The sequence below is a fragment of the Seonamhaeicola sp. NFXS20 genome (genome assembly GCF_049132085.1).
Taxonomy (GTDB): domain Bacteria; phylum Bacteroidota; class Bacteroidia; order Flavobacteriales; family Flavobacteriaceae; genus Seonamhaeicola.
In genome coordinates this window covers 482,408-497,567 of the sequence record NZ_JAFMPU010000002.1, presented here as the reverse complement: position 1 = coordinate 497,567, position 15,160 = coordinate 482,408, and the positions used below count along the sequence as shown (strand labels likewise).

Annotated in this window: 13 protein-coding genes and 1 riboswitch; of the genes, 3 read left to right on the top strand and 10 right to left on the bottom strand. The window is 31.0% G+C overall.

Going from position 1 to position 15,160, the window contains the following annotated elements:
• Positions 1 to 69: 69 nt before the first annotated feature.
• Positions 70 to 648 (bottom strand): DUF2892 domain-containing protein, encoded by a 579-nt coding sequence (locus J1D01_RS05425; RefSeq protein WP_372935615.1) that lies wholly within the window; start codon positions 646 to 648, stop codon positions 70 to 72.
• A gap of 208 nt (positions 649 to 856) precedes the next feature.
• Between J1D01_RS05425 and rpmH the strand changes: the two genes are divergently transcribed.
• Positions 857 to 1,018 (top strand): 50S ribosomal protein L34, encoded by a 162-nt coding sequence (gene rpmH, locus J1D01_RS05420; RefSeq protein ID WP_027878648.1) that lies wholly within the window; start codon positions 857 to 859, stop codon positions 1,016 to 1,018.
• Positions 1,019 to 1,131: 113 nt separating this feature from the next.
• A complete protein-coding gene (carB, locus tag J1D01_RS05415) occupies positions 1,132 to 3,984 on the top strand; it encodes a carbamoyl-phosphate synthase large subunit (protein WP_372935613.1) in 2,853 nt (950 codons plus the stop codon).
• A gap of 44 nt (positions 3,985 to 4,028) precedes the next feature.
• Here carB and J1D01_RS05410 read toward each other — a convergent pair whose 3' ends face one another.
• The 7 genes from J1D01_RS05410 to J1D01_RS05380 all read right to left on the bottom strand — a co-directional run bounded on the left by J1D01_RS05410 (position 4,029) and on the right by J1D01_RS05380 (position 10,500).
• A complete protein-coding gene (locus J1D01_RS05410) occupies positions 4,029 to 4,565 on the bottom strand; it encodes an acyl-CoA thioesterase (protein WP_372935611.1) in 537 nt (178 codons plus the stop codon).
• Positions 4,566 to 4,570: 5 nt separating this feature from the next.
• A complete protein-coding gene (locus J1D01_RS05405) occupies positions 4,571 to 5,272 on the bottom strand; it encodes a DUF3307 domain-containing protein (RefSeq protein ID WP_372935609.1) in 702 nt (233 codons plus the stop codon).
• Positions 5,269 to 5,883, bottom strand: coding sequence for a transcriptional regulator (locus tag J1D01_RS05400; protein WP_372935607.1), 615 nt, complete (start codon positions 5,881 to 5,883; stop codon positions 5,269 to 5,271). The genes J1D01_RS05405 and J1D01_RS05400 overlap by 4 nt, the downstream gene beginning before the upstream one ends.
• A 181-nt stretch (positions 5,884 to 6,064) precedes the next feature.
• Positions 6,065 to 7,450 carry a DNA recombination protein RmuC gene (gene rmuC, locus J1D01_RS05395; RefSeq protein WP_421150096.1) on the bottom strand — a complete coding sequence of 462 codons (1,386 nt, stop codon included), beginning with the start codon at positions 7,448 to 7,450 and terminating at the stop codon, positions 6,065 to 6,067.
• 75 nt (positions 7,451 to 7,525) lie between these two features.
• Positions 7,526 to 8,320 carry an ABC transporter ATP-binding protein gene (locus tag J1D01_RS05390; RefSeq protein WP_372935603.1) on the bottom strand — a complete coding sequence of 265 codons (795 nt, stop codon included), beginning with the start codon at positions 8,318 to 8,320 and terminating at the stop codon, positions 7,526 to 7,528.
• Entirely contained in the window at positions 8,320 to 9,351 is a 1,032-nt protein-coding gene (locus J1D01_RS05385) for a FecCD family ABC transporter permease (RefSeq protein WP_421150095.1), read from the bottom strand. Before J1D01_RS05385 ends, J1D01_RS05390 begins: the two co-directional genes overlap by 1 nt.
• Positions 9,352 to 10,500: an ABC transporter substrate-binding protein gene (locus J1D01_RS05380; RefSeq protein ID WP_421150094.1), complete on the bottom strand. Its 1,149-nt coding sequence runs from the start codon at positions 10,498 to 10,500 to the stop codon at positions 9,352 to 9,354.
• A gap of 205 nt (positions 10,501 to 10,705) precedes the next feature.
• Positions 10,706 to 10,925, top strand: a riboswitch (cobalamin riboswitch).
• A 67-nt stretch (positions 10,926 to 10,992) separates the two neighbouring features.
• Here J1D01_RS05380 and J1D01_RS05375 point away from each other — a divergent pair.
• A complete protein-coding gene (locus J1D01_RS05375) occupies positions 10,993 to 12,864 on the top strand; it encodes a TonB-dependent receptor plug domain-containing protein (RefSeq protein WP_421150093.1) in 1,872 nt (623 codons plus the stop codon).
• A 94-nt stretch (positions 12,865 to 12,958) separates the two neighbouring features.
• Here J1D01_RS05375 and J1D01_RS05370 read toward each other — a convergent pair whose 3' ends face one another.
• Positions 12,959 to 13,675, bottom strand: coding sequence for a diphthine--ammonia ligase (locus tag J1D01_RS05370; RefSeq protein ID WP_421150092.1), 717 nt, complete (start codon positions 13,673 to 13,675; stop codon positions 12,959 to 12,961).
• Entirely contained in the window at positions 13,668 to 15,149 is a 1,482-nt protein-coding gene (locus tag J1D01_RS05365; protein WP_421150091.1) for a S41 family peptidase, read from the bottom strand. Before J1D01_RS05365 ends, J1D01_RS05370 begins: the two co-directional genes overlap by 8 nt.
• Between the last annotated feature and the right edge of the window lie 11 nt (positions 15,150 to 15,160).

The following is a 15,160-nucleotide window of genomic DNA, read 5'->3' as shown; positions in this document are numbered from 1 at the left end:
AATTAATTACAAATAAAAAAGTAAAGCATTGAGCTTTACTTTTTTATAATTTGTATGTAATATTTGGTTTTATCTACTTCGTCTTTTTTGAGATCTTAAAGAGCCTCCTGCACCAAAATGTTGGTTAGGACCAACAGCGCGTTTCATGTTTTGCTTCATCATTTTTATTTGGTCTGTAAGCATACCATGTTTGTCTAATTGCTGAGCTTCAGTTAATAATTTTTGAGCTTCTTGTTTTCTACGTTTAGAAAAAGCAATACCAGCAAGGTTTAATTTAGCCATAGCTAAATCATGTTTCATAGAAAGACCCAATGAGATAGCTTTTTTAAAATACTTTTCAGATTCGTTCATATTATCCTGCATAGTCATTAAGCCATGTAAATAATTGTAATAACCTTGTTGTTTTTTTACTAAAGCACCTTCAGGATTCTTAATTTTATCTAGCCATTTTTTAGCGCCAACAAAATCTTGTTTTCTTAACCTTAAAAAAGCAAGCAGAATAAATTCATTTTTAAAATATAGAAAAACAAAAACACCCGCTAATAAAATTAAAGCAATTCCATTTCCTATATAACCTTCTGTAAACTGATAAATTGCATAGGCAATAATTCCAGCAGCAATAATAAGTTTAATAATTTTATTGTACATATCTATATTTTGAATATTATTTAGAGGCAAGGTAGCCTCTTTTTCAACAATTTTGTTTTAAAATGCAAAGAAACTAAATTTTTCTATAAAAAATATTTTTAAAATAGGTTTGTGAAATAAAAAACTGTTGTATATTTGCGCTCAGTTTTGAGTAAGGGTCAAAACAAAAATTAAATAATAGATTTCAGATATTTAAAGATATAAGACGATGAGTAAAAGAACATTTCAACCATCAAAGAGAAAGAGAAGAAACAAACATGGTTTCAGAGAAAGAATGGCTTCTGCTAATGGAAGGAAAGTCTTAGCTCGTAGAAGAGCTAAGGGAAGAAAGAAATTGTCTGTATCGTCTGAAACTAGACATAAGAAATAATGATTAACAATTGTTTATAAATTAAAGGTGTTGCTTGACTGTAACGCCTTTTTTTATGTTTTGTAATTACTAATTTTGCAACTAATTTATTTACACTAGAATACTTTTTAAAAATGCCAAAAAATCCTAAATTAAAATCTATACTAATTATTGGTTCGGGGCCTATAATTATTGGGCAAGCATGTGAGTTTGATTATTCCGGGTCGCAAGCATTACGTTCGTTAAGAGAAGATGGAATTGAGACAATTTTAATTAATTCAAATCCAGCAACTATCATGACAGACCCTTCTATGGCAGATCATGTTTATCTATTGCCATTAAATACTAAATCTATTCTTCAGATTTTAAAAGAACATCCACAAATTGATGCCGTTTTACCAACAATGGGAGGGCAAACCGCTTTAAACCTTTGTATAGAAGCCGATGAAAAAGGTATTTGGAAAGATTTTGGTGTTGAAATTATTGGTGTAGATATTGATGCTATTAATATTACAGAAGATAGAGAACAATTTAGAGAATTAATGGCCAAAATTGGGGTTCCTATGGCGCCTCAAGCTACGGCAACATCCTTCTTAAAAGGAAAAGAAATTGCACAAGAATTTGGATTTCCTTTATGTATTCGTTCTTCGTTTACTCTTGGAGGGGCAGGTGCAGCTATAGTTTATGATGAAGAAGACTTTGATAAATTAATGCGTCGTGGATTAGAAATTTCTCCAATCCATGAGGTTATGATAGATAAAGCACTTTTAGGATGGAAAGAATATGAGTTAGAGTTATTAAGAGATTCTAATGATAATGTTGTAATTATCTGTTCTATTGAAAATATGGATCCTATGGGAATCCACACAGGAGATTCTATAACAGTAGCTCCAGCCATGACTTTAAGTGATAGAACTTACCAGAAAATGCGAGATATGGCAATTCATATGATGCGTAGTATTGGAGATTTTGCAGGAGGATGTAACGTACAATTTGCAGTGAGTCCAGATGAAAATGAAGATATTATTGCCATTGAAATTAATCCGCGTGTATCTCGTTCTTCGGCACTAGCAAGTAAAGCAACCGGATATCCTATTGCAAAAATTGCTGCTAAATTAGCTTTAGGTTATCATTTAGATGAGTTAAACAACCAAATAACAAAATCTACCTCTGCTTTATTTGAGCCAACTTTAGATTATGTGATAGTTAAAATACCGCGTTGGAACTTTGATAAGTTTGAAGGCTCTGATAGAACACTCGGACTTCAAATGAAAGCCGTAGGAGAAGTAATGGGTATTGGGCGTTCGTTCCAAGAAGCACTACATAAGGCTACACAATCTTTAGAAATTAAACGTAATGGTTTAGGAGCTGATGGTAAAGAAAATACCAATTACGATCAGGTAATTGAAAAGTTAAAGTTTGCATCTTGGGATCGTGTATTCATCATTTACGATGCCATAAAAATGGGAATTCCGTTAAGTAGAATTCACGATATTACCAAAATTGATATGTGGTTCTTAAAGCAGTATGAAGAGCTTTATTTCCTTGAAAAAGAAATATCTACTTTCAATATAGATACTATTGAAAAGCCACTTTTGCTAGAGGCAAAACAAAAAGGCTATGGCGATAGACAAATTGCGCATATGCTTGGGTGTTTAGAAAGTCAGGTGTATAACAAGCGTGAAGAATTAGGTATAAACCGTGTTTATAAACTAGTAGATACCTGTGCTGCAGAGTTTGAAGCCAAAACACCATATTACTATTCTACTTTTGAAAGTGATATGCAAACTGCCAATGGTGAACGATATTCAGATAATGAAAGTATAGTTACAGATAAAAAGAAAATAATTGTTTTAGGCTCTGGACCAAATAGAATTGGTCAAGGTATTGAGTTTGATTACTGTTGTGTGCATGGGGTTTATGCCGCTAAAGAGTGCGGTTATGAAACTATTATGATAAACTGTAACCCTGAAACCGTATCAACTGATTTTGATACAGCCGATAAATTATATTTTGAACCTGTTTTTTGGGAACACATTTATGATATCATTAAGCACGAAAAACCAGAAGGTGTTATTGTGCAATTAGGCGGACAAACCGCTTTAAAACTTGCTGAAAAATTAGACAGATATGGTATTAAAATTATAGGAACAAGTTTTAAAGCATTAGATTTAGCAGAAGATAGAGGAAGTTTTTCAACCTTGTTAAAAGAAAATAATATTCCGTATCCTAAATTTGATACTGCAGAAACTGCCGATGAAGCTTTAGCTGTTGCTAAAGAATTAGATTTCCCAATATTAGTTAGGCCATCATATGTACTAGGTGGACAGGGAATGAAAATTGTAATTAATGAAAAGGAATTAGAAGAGCATGTGGTTAGTCTTCTTAATAAAATTCCAAACAACAAATTATTGTTAGATCATTATTTAGAAGGAGCTATTGAAGCCGAAGCAGATGCCATTTGTGATGGTGAAGAGGTGTACATTATAGGAATTATGGAGCATATTGAACCTTGTGGAATTCACTCTGGCGATAGTAACTCTACCTTGCCTCCATTTAATTTAGGTGAATTTGTAATGCAACAAATTAAAGATCATACTAAAAAGATTGCGTTGGCTTTAAATACGGTTGGGTTAATTAATATTCAATTTGCTGTAAAAGATGATATGGTTTACATTATTGAGGCCAACCCAAGAGCTTCTAGAACGGTGCCATTTATAGCCAAAGCTTATGGGGAGCCTTATGTAAATTATGCCACTAAATTAATGTTAGGTGAAAAGAAAATTAAAGATTTTAAATTTGAACCTAAATTAAAAGGATATGCTATTAAACAACCTGTGTTCTCGTTTAATAAGTTTCCTAATGTAGATAAAACATTAGGACCAGAAATGAAGAGTACTGGAGAAAGTATCTTATTTATAGATAGTTTAAAAGATGATCAGTTTTACGATTTATATTCAAGACGAAAAATGTACTTGAGTAAATAAAATAAAAAATCCGCTAATTAGCGGATTTTTTATTTATGATTTTGTTATAGCTCTATTTTAGCGTTATGCTTTTTTAAAAGTTCTAAATAATCTTGTATTTGAAATTCTTCAGATTTAAACTTGGTTGTTCTAGTTTTAGCTTGTTCTTGTCTAGCTATACTTCTAGAAAACCTACGAACACTCTGTTTGCTATCTAAAATTAATCCAGGTACAGGTACGTTATTTCCATCTTCGTCTTTAGCAACCATTGTAAAATAAGATGAGTTGCAATGTTTTTTTTCTCCTGTTTGTACATTTTCTGCTTCAACCCTAACACCAATAACCATTGATGTTCTACCTGTATAGTTAACCGATGCTTTAAGTGTTACTAATTCACCAACTTCAATAGGGTTTAAAAAATCAACACGATTAACCGAAGCCGTAACACAGTAATGTCTTGAGTGTTTAGATGCACAAGCAAATGCAATTTGATCCATTAAATTTAAAATATAACCACCATGAATTTTTCCACTAAAGTTAGAATTTGCTGGTAGCATAAGTTGAGTAATGGTTACTTGCGATTCTTTTGGGTGTTTAAACATGTGTTCTATTTTAATAAAATATATATTATAGCGGTAATTATGGCTATGCCAAAACTAATTAAAGTGCCTATTAAAATGTACTCGGTTAGTTGTCTAGATTTAGATTCTTTTAGGTCTCCAAAACGAAATACCGATTTTGCAGTTATTAAAAAGCCTACGGCTTCCCAATGGTCTACAATAATAAAAATAAACACTAAAATGCGCTCTAAAATACCAATATATTTACCAGCATCCTTAAGCGATTGGTTATTTTTAGTGAGTTCTGAAATATTCCACTTTAAGAATATAGTTTTCATAATAATAGATACTGGAACGGTTAAAAAAAGCAAACACGTTATCAGTAAAAGTGTGGGTTTGGTGATTTCAAATTGAAGTGAAGTTGCTTCTTTTGAAAAGAAAAAGTAACAAGCAAAAATTACTAAAACATGGCATAATTGGTCTATAAAGAATAATATACGTTTTGTTTTTTTATTTTGAATGAGAAGTTTAATAGCATCAATTATAAAATGAGATAAGCCAATAGTTAATATAATTGGCCACAGCGAAAGATTCCAAAGCAATACAGCTGTAAGCGCTGCATGAATTAATACATGAATATAAAGTTTAGGTGATTTCAGTTTCTTTTTTTCTTTTTCTTTTACCCATTTGTAGGGTTGTAAAAAGAAATCACCTATTGTATGTGCTAAGAATAGTTTTAATAAAATCATAGTAAAAAAGTTGCTGTTTTTTCTCTATACATTTGGTCTAGTTCTAAAATCTCATTCAGGTGAGCACGTTTTTGTCTTGTACTTACGGCATTTTGATTTATACCAATTAATTTTCCTAGCTCACTTTGTAGAGCATTAGGGTTATCTATACTTAATTTAACTATTTCAGCTGTATTTACAGTCCAATTATCCATAGCTATAAGTGCCAATTTAAAGTATAAATTGAGTTCGTAATCTATTTCAGAATAGATAGTTTTAATTCTAAGGTTTTGTTTTTCTTTCTTCAAGGTTTCTAGAGTTTCACCTGAAAATATGAAAGCTTCTCCGTTTGATTCTGTAACATCTTTACCCTGATAGGTTTTGTTTCCAATACCAATGGCTAATCTAACATCTAAGCCTTTAATCATTTTTATGCAAGCCTTAATATATACGGCTGCTAAAAAACTTTGCGCTATATCTTCTATTTCAATTTGAAAACTATCGCCACGATATATTTCCCAATTAGATGAATCTGGGCTAAGTATTGATAGGGTGTTTTTAAGAGTAGTCATCCATTTTTCTGGATGTTCTTCTCTAGATTTTATAATATCACCTGTAATTACACTTGTCATGATAAATTCAATTAATTTAAATATTCCTTATTTAAAGAATATTAAAATATATGCCTTAAATAAGGAATAAATATGCATATTCCTTTAAAAGGGAATAATCAAATATATCATATATTTACGTGATAAGCAAGAGTATCATGTTTTTATGTGATAAGTGTAAATATCACATTAAAGAACAATATTATAAATCTTCTTCAGCACGTTTTATAATGGCTTCGGGGAGTGATTTTTTGGCTTTAGCACCCATTTTTTTAAGTTTTTCAACGCTTGTAATTAGGTTTCCACGTCCGTCAACCAGCTTATTCATAGCGGCAGAATAGTCTGATTTAGCTGCATCTATTTTTTTGCCAACGCCTGTGAGGTCTTTAACTAAGCCTTCAAATTTATCATATAAAGCACCTGCTTGTTTTGCAATTTCAATGGCATTACGTTGTTGTTTTTCATTGTTCCACATGGTGTCAATGGTTCGTAGTGTAGCCAAAAGGGTAGAAGGTGTAACAATAACAATATTCATTTCAAAAGCTTTATTGTAAATACTGTTATCTTCATTTACAACCACTGCGAAAGCAGGTTCAATGGGGATAAACATTAAAACAAAATCAGGCGATTCTATATCATATAAATCTTGATAATTTTTATTTGATAATTGTTCTACATGTCTTTTTACAGAGTTAACATGTGCCTTTAAAAATTGAGGTTTATCGTCTTCATCGGCATTTACTAAACGTTCGTAATCGGTAAGAGATACTTTAGAGTCAATAATCATTTTTTTACCGTCTGGTAAATGTAATACCACATCGGGCATTACTCGAGAATTATCATCTCTGGTAAAACTTTGCTGTACAAAATATTCACGGTCTTTTTCTAAACCAGATTTTTCTAATACACGTTCTAATACCAATTCGCCCCAATTACCTTGCATTTTGCTATCGCCTTTCAAGGCACGGGTTAAGTTAGTGGCTTCTTTGGTCATTTGTTGGTTAAGGTCTTTTAAACCTTTTAATTGTTCTTCTAGAGCAGAGTGCATTTTTACACTTTTAAACTGTGTTTCTTCTACCTTTTTCTCAAAACCTTGGATTTTTTCTTGAAGCGGATTTAATATGTTTTTGATGTTTTCTTTATTCTGTTCTGTGAATTTATTAGATTTTTCTTCTAGTATTTTATTGGCTAAGTTTTCAAACTCTTTAGTGAATTTTTCTTGTAGTTTTTCAACTTCTTGTTTTTGCTCATTATTTTTATGTTGAAGGTTTTCAAACTCTGTATTCTTTTTGGTTAATTCGGCATTTAAAAATTCTTTTTCTCTGCGTATTTCTTCGCGTTCGTTTTCAATTTTAGAAACCGTTTCTTTTAATTCGTTTATTTGGCGGTTAAATAGTTCATTCTGTTTTTCGTTTTCAGAATTGTGAAATGTTTTAAGCTCGGTTATTTGTTGCTGTAAATTGTTGTTACGTTCTTCTAACGTACTTTTATCAGTTTTGCTTTTTAACTTTGTAAATAGCATACCTAAGTAGGCGCCAATGCTACCGGAAATAATAATTGTAAGAATAATGATTAGGTTGTTGTTCATTTTATAAATTCTGATTTAATCAAAGATAATTTTTTTAGACTGATGATGAAAGCAGGATTCTGGAAGTTTTTTACATTATTTTTTTACCCTAAAACTTCCTGTGCTTTTATCGAATGCAATTAAATCTTCGGGAAACAGACTATTAAATGTTCCTTTTGAAATGAGGTTACAGGGTTGGTCGCAAACAACTTCATTTTTAGTCATTACTACCAACTTATTACATAGTTGAATAGCTAAATCTATTTCATGAGACGAAAATAAAATGGTTTTATTGGTTTCTTTTGCTAAGCGTTGCAAAAGCTTTAAAACATAAGCTTTATGGTACATGTCTAAATGCGTGGTAGGTTCATCTAAAATAATGATATCGGTGTCTTGAGCCAAGGCACGGGTTATCATTACTTTTTGTAATTGGCCATCACTTAGTTCAAAGCATTTTTTATTCTTTAGGCTTGAAATATTGGTTTGTTCTAATGCGTTTTCAATTATAGAAATATCTTTTATAGATAAATTCCCCACCCAATTAGTATAAGGTTGTCTACCCAAAGCAACAAGTTCAAAAACCGTTAAATTTTTTGAAGCCAAAGGTTCTGTAAGTACTATACTAAGCACTTTTGCTAATTCTAAATTAGAGTAGTTTTGCAGCCGTTTTCCATTTATGGCAATACTTCCGGTTAATTTAGGTTGTACTTGTGTTAGGGTTCTAAGTAGTGTAGACTTACCAATGCCATTGGCGCCAATTAACCCTACCAATTCACCTTTATGTAATTCAAAATTAATGTTAGATGCTACAATAGTTTGCTCATTTTTTGTAGTATAACCAACCGAAAGATTTTCAGTTTTAAGCACCATATGTTGGTTTTCATTTAGCATTAAAACATCATTTTTTGTTTTTTAACCAAAAGCCATATAACTACTGGAGCTCCAACTAAAGAGGTAATGGCATTTATAGGTAAGGTAAATTCGGTGCTAGGTAATTGTGCTATACTATCGCAAATTAACATAACAATGGCTCCAAAAAGAAATACGGCAGGCAATAAAACTTTATGGTTTGATGTATTAAAAATTTGTCTAGCCATATGCGGTATAGCTAACCCAATAAAGGCAATAGGACCAGCAAAAGCAGTTATGGTTCCTGCTAATAAACTGGTAGCAATAATTATGGTTAATCTGTTTGTTTTAATATTTAAACCCAAACTTTTAGCATAGTTTTCACCTAAAAGTAAACTATTTAAAGGTTTTATTGATAATACACTCAGGCAAGAACCAATGGTATAAATTATGACAAAAATTAAAATCTCGTTCCAAGTTAAATTGCCTAAACTACCAAAGCCCCAAAAAATGTATTGTTGTAATTGGTCTGCAGAACCAAAATATGATAGTATACTTACTATAGCAGCTGTAATGCTAGAAAACATTAAACCAATAATTAAAATTGCCATGGTGTCTCTTACTTTTAAAGATACCACCATAACAGCTAAAAGCACTAAAAAACTTCCTAAACTGGCTGCAATTACAATACTCCATTTTGATGTAATTGCTGCTGCCCAAATACCCCCAAAGAGTCCGGTACCCAAAATAATTAGCGCTACACCAAGGCTAGCACCAGAACTAATACCTAAAACAAATGGTCCTGCTAACGGATTTCTAAACAGCGTTTGCATTAATAACCCAGAAATGCCTAAGCCAGAACCTACTAAAATAGCAGTTATAGCTTTTGGAAGCCTGTAATTTTGTATGATATGTTGCCAAGTTTCTCTATCTACATTACTACCAATAAGACTATTAAATACATCTTTTAAAGGTATAGAAACCGAACCCAAACTAATATTGGTAAAGAATCCAATAACTAGGATAATGGTTAACCCTAGAAATAAAATATTATGTTTTTTTCTGTTTGGCAATTAAGGTAGAGGTTTATAAAAGTGTGGTTTGTAATTTTTTAATACATTGGGATGGCAAATTTTTATGATGTCTTTTAAAACCCAATCGGGTCTGGCAAACCCTAATTCGTAATATGTAACTCCACCTGTGCTACCTGTGGTATTGGTAAAAGAATAGACAGTTTTATTTTGAAAAGCTTTAAACATGCTATGATGTGTATTTGCATTTTTAAGTGCTTGCAAACTACTATAATTTGAAGGACTTAACCAAATATCTGCATTTTTAGCTCTATCAAAAACCGCTTCGAAATTAAGTTTTAAGCTGCCGTTACCTTTAGAATCTGCCCAAAGATAATTTACATTGGCATCTTTTAATAATTGAGCTTCTGTACTTGTTCCGTTTGGTAAATACCATACATCGTTATGCATAGCGCCACTAAGAACGGTGGGGTTGTTTTTTGTTTTTTTTGCAATTGTTTTAGCGTTTAAATAGTTTTTTTCAATTTGAATAAAAATAGAATCGGCTTCCTTTTCTTTATCAAATAATACCCCGAAAAATTTTATCCATTCGGCTTTTGCTAACGGCGAACTTTCTACCCAATCGCCATTATATATTATTGGAATTCCCGATTTTTTTAAAATTTCAAATGCGCGGTTAGTACCATCAATACCAAAACCAATTACTACATCTGGTTGAAGTTCTAATAATACTTCTGTATTTAAGCTTTCATTTTTACCTATTTCTTTAATAAAACCTTCATCAATTCGTTTTCTTATTTTTTTAGAAGAAATAAAATTAGTTTCAGGGAATCCTATTAAAGATTCTTCAATGTTTAATAATTCTAAAGCGGGAATATGTGTAGTAGAAGTAACAACTATGTTTTCAATTGGCAGTTTTATTACATCATTAAATTTAGACTTTTCTAACTTCCAAACATCAGCGTTAAAATTTGGTTTTAATAAGGCATACTTATATGTGTTTTCAGAATTTGGCCAAGGCTTATTTACTTCAATAATTTTATAAGAATCATAGTCTTTACAAGAAAAGCCAGTTGCGTATTTTAAGTTTAAAGTGGTGCCAGTAATAGATTCTGTTATTTGTTTTTTAGGCTCATTTTTGCATCCTAAAAAAACAATATAAAGCAATAAAATGTAGAGTTTGTATTTCATTTGTGTTGTGTGACAATTGTCACGTTTTTTCAATTTAAAGATATCTACTTTTGGAAAAAATAAACCATGCGAGACGGTTCAAATTTAACAATATATATAGTAGCTGGAGTTATAATAGCTCATTTTCTTGTGGGTTTTATTTATCTTATTTATAAAATGAATAAGAAAAAGTAATTTTATAATTACTGAAATAATTAAAAGAAGTATTTTTGCAGCGAAATTTGGTTCGGCTTAGTTTTTCTAAGCAGATTAAAAGGGAATCTGGTGCAAATCCAGGACTGTTCCCGCAACTGTAAGTTTATGCTGAATGCGTTCAGTACCTTAATAAAAAAGGATGTTATCATCTACAAAACCACTGGTTAACACTGGGAAGGTAAGATAACATAAAACAAGTCAGGAGACCTGCCATTTTCAAAAACAATTAAGTTAAACTTTCGGGATAAAAGTTTGCGTATGATAGTCCATGCGATTCTCGATTAAATTATTTTTTAAATGAAAAAAACAAATGTTTTTGGTATACTGTGTTTAGGTATATCAATGTTTGGATTAGCACAAGAAAAACAAGCTAATTCAGCAAAAGTAGAGCAATTAGATGAGGTTGTTATTACAGATTCACGATTTGCATTAAAACGTGAAAACTCTGGTAAAACGGTTATTAAAATAACTAAAAAAGAAATTGAAAATAACCAAGGCAAAACGGTTGCAGAATTAATTAATACAAAAAGTGGTATTGAGATTAATGGGTCTCGAAGTGTAGCAGGACAAAACATAGGAAGTTACATAAGAGGTGGTAGTAACAGGCAAGTTTTAGTATTAATAGATGGGGTTCAAATTAATGATCCATCGGCAGTTTCAAATGATTTCGATTTAAGGTTTTTAGACTTAAATTCTATAGAATCTATAGAAATTATAAAAGGAGCAGCAAGTGTTTTATACGGAAATGCTGCAGCCACAGCAGTAATTAATATTACTACTAAAAAAGCCTCAGATAATACAATTTCTGGAAGTTTTTTAACGGTAGTAGGTACTAATCAAACCCAAGACAATCAAAATTACAACGCTTCTAATTTCACTAATAATGTTACAGTGAATGGTAAGTTAAACAAGTTTACATATATAGCAGGTTTTGGTAATAATTATGCCGATGGTTTGTCGGCAGCTAAATCTGATAATCCAGAGGAAGATGTGTTCTCTAGATATAATACAAATTTGAAATTAGGCTATGAAATAAGTGATAACTTAGAAGTTACAGCTTTTGCTAGTCATGATAAGTTTAAAACCGATATTGACGGGTATCCTGCACCTACCTATACATTTGCAGATACAGAAGATAAATATATTTCAAAACAAACAAGGGTAGGGGTGTCTCCTAAATACACTTATGAGAATGGGAGTATTAATGTAAATGCCGCTTTTACTAAAATTGATAGAGAAACTATTTCAGATTATAGTAGTACCTATGAAGCAGAAAGTTTTGTTGTAGATGCTTTTAATAAGTATAATTTCAATAATAAATTTTATACCATTGTTGGTTTAAATTATGGAGATTACTCCAGTTTTTTTTCAGAAGACAAAAATTATACAACAACAGACCCGTATTTAAATGTGGTTTACGTGTCTGATTACGGATTTAATTTAAATGCAGGAGCTCGTTTAAATAACCATAGTGAGTATGGTTCTCATTTTGTGTACAGTTTAAACCCATCATATAAAATAGATGTTAATGATGGTTATGCTAAATTATTTGGGTCTTATGCTACTTCTTTTATTGCGCCTAATTTATCTCAATTATTTGGATTTTATGGGGCTAATCCAGATTTAGAACCAGAGGAAAATGTTACTATTGAAGGAGGTTTAGAGTTTAATAATAAAAAAGGATTACAGGTTAATGCACTTTATTTTAATAGAAAAGAAGAGAATACCATCATTTACACAACGGGTTATGAAAATGCTACTACAGATGCTACAGTACATGGTGTAGAGGTGGAAACTCAAATAGAATTAATTGAAAATTTATCTTTAAACGCAAATTATACCTTTACTGAAGTAAAAGATGGCGTACGATTAAGAATACCAAAGCAAAAAATTAATGCAGGATTAGGTTATAATTTTAGTGAAAACACATTTGCTTCTGTGAATTATCAGTTTGTGGGAGAGCGAGCAGATACTGATTTTTCAACGTATCAAAATGTAGATTTAGATAATTTCTCATTAGTAGATTTATATTTTAGCCAAAAATTAGTAAAGAATAAAGTGAAACTTTTTGCAAGTATTACAAACTTATTTAATGAAGATTATTTTGAAATTTTAGGTTATACCACAAAAGGAAGAAATGTAAGTTTAGGTTTAAACTTGAATTTGTAAACCTGAATTTAATCTAGAATTTCATTAAGATTCTGAAATATACTCAGAATAACAAAAACAATAAAAGTCGTTATAATTTAAGTTGTAGCGACTTTTATTTTGGTATTAAATCACAATACCAAACACCGTAGTTATCAGATTCGCAATCAGAATTATTAGTTTTAGGATTAGTATATTCACGGTAAACTTTGTCGCCCATTTCAAAATTAATAGGGTTTTTAAATATTGGGCCATCAAAGCAAAAGGTATGAAACTCGCCATTTTCACCACAAGGGTCAACGCCTTTTGGTAGGTTTTTAATAAAATCTTTGTTGATAACAGTGCCAACAAAATCTTTATTAAAATATTTAGAATTGGCACAAACCACAATGGTTTTAAAACCTAAATCTAGAAATTCATTTAATAGTTCTTTTGTATTGCGTTTCCAAATAGGGAAGACAGCTTTAAAACCTTGTTTTGCTAATTGGTTTTCTCGGTAAGTTCTTAAATCTTCTAAAAAAATATCACCAAAGGCAGCATGTGTAAAGCCTTCATTTTTTAACCTAGAAATTGTTTTATTCATAATAGTTTCATAGGTTGCCATATCTGGCATTTCTGGTAATTCTATAAAGCTAGATTTAATACCAATAGCGTTTGTTTGCGCTTGTAACAATTCATTTCTAAGTCCGTGCATAGAAACCCTATTGTAATGACTATTAACTGTAGTAATTAATTCATCTACCGTATAATTTTCATTTTGTAACAAGTGGTATAATGCAAGTGCAGAATCTTTACCAGAGCTCCAGTTAAAGTAGGTTTTATGTTTAATCAAAAATGAGTTGGTTTATTATGTTTTTGGGTAATGATTTATCATTTATAAGTTTGCCTTGAACAGAATTTATAGGTACAATATCATCAATTTGTGTAAGGCTTTTATTTTTATTACTTAGTTTGCTATTTCCTGTTATTTGGCTAATAGCTTCTGCTAACAGGGGCTCGTTTTCATCACCTAAAATACCTAAATTGGTTCTTGTTTCGTTTAGGTAGGTGTCTGGTTCTAAGCCATCAAAAAAATCAGTATTATCATCAACATTGGCGTATTTAAAAATTAAAGGTTGCAATGCGTAAGTGTGGTTTGGGTTAGCGCCTTCTTTACCAAAATCTGATGAATCATATAATGTAGTAGACCCTTGGTATTTACCTCTTGTATTGGTACCAATTTGAACAACATTAATATACGGGCTTAAAGAGTTAATTACTAGCTCACTGGCAGAGGCAGTCCAAGAGGTTGTTAAAACATATACATTATTTAGGTTTAAACTGTTTAGAGACATGCCGTCTTCATTATCAATAAATCTATCTAATAAATATTCGGGGTCATCATTTTCAAACAGTGTATGTAATTCGTTATTGTAAAATCTTTTATTAAGAATTTCTCCTGTAAATTGCCCTGTAATTAGGCTGGTCATTAAAATAGCTTTAGAGTTGTAACCTCCAGAGTTGTATCTTAAATCTAGTACTAAATTGGTAATGCCTTCGCTTTTAAAAGTTGAAAATACATCGTTGAGTTCAGAAGAACTTCCGTTGAATCCAGTATACATTAGATACCCAATTTTTTGTCCATCAACATTTAAAACTTTAGTAGTATGAATAGGATTTTCTGTAAATTCTTCTTTTGTAAGTGTTACACTTGTGTCTAAAGGTGTTACAATATCATCATCAGTTTCTGTAGTGCCGTTAGTGTTATAGGTGCCTAAATCTATACTGTAACTATTTGCATTGAATAACGAATAATTATTATCTAATGATGAATTGTAATATAATTGAGAACCGTTAACAGTATAAAAAATATCACCTCTTTTTAAACCTTGTAAATCTGCACTACTTCCAGGTAATACATATAAAACTATGCCATATCTAATAGGATCTGTATCAGACCGTTTAATAGTGGTAAACTGCATGCCATTAGTAAGTGTTGTTCCGTTTAAAAGCGCCTCATTTTCAAAATAATTGTCTGTAATCCAACTAAATCTATCAATAGTTTCGCGTTCATAAATTAAGCTTTCAAACAATTCTTCAGGTGAAGAGTAAGTGTTTAAATACTCTGTATATTCTTCATTATTTGAAAAACGATTGTTAGCCAAATCGGGAATTTCATCTTTATATAGATAAAAAACATTCATGCCTTTCCAAACAAAATCATTTATTTCACTAGCAGAAATTTCGCTGTCATCATTGTCTTCAAAACATGATGTAAAAAGTAATAAGTAACAAAAAAGAGGAATACTATATTTTAATATTTTCATTTAGTGTTTTG